This window comes from Pseudomonas sp. SIMBA_068, from assembly GCF_046534705.1.
Lineage (GTDB): Bacteria > Pseudomonadota > Gammaproteobacteria > Pseudomonadales > Pseudomonadaceae > Aquipseudomonas > Aquipseudomonas putida.
The window spans coordinates 1-250 of sequence record NZ_JAWRYI010001177.1 but is presented as its reverse complement, the minus strand read 5'-3'; the positions used below and the strand labels follow the sequence as shown (position 1 = coordinate 250).

Below are 250 nucleotides of genomic sequence, written 5' to 3'. Positions count from 1 at the left end.
CTGTGGCGAGCCTTGAGGGTTCGTCTTGATTGCGAGGGTTTGCATGCAACGGATCAAGGGCTACCACGCCCATGTCTACTTTGACGCCAGCACCATCGACCAGGCTCGGGCCTTGTGCGAACGGGCGGCGCAGCTGTTCGAACTGAAAATGGGCCGGGTCCACGAGCGGCCGGTGGGGCCGCATCCGGACTGGAGCTGCCAGTTGGCGTTCAGCCCCGAGGTGTTTGCCCAGGTGGTGCCGTGGCTGGCC

Annotated in this window: 1 protein-coding gene; it reads left to right on the top strand. The window is 64.8% G+C overall.

All coding sequences use genetic code 11. The annotated features are described in order from the left end of the window. Positions 1-43: 43 nt before the first annotated feature. Positions 44-250, top strand: a 207-nt coding sequence (locus SB756_RS33245) for a DOPA 4,5-dioxygenase family protein (RefSeq protein WP_410913656.1), incomplete at its 3' end; no start/stop codon positions are given.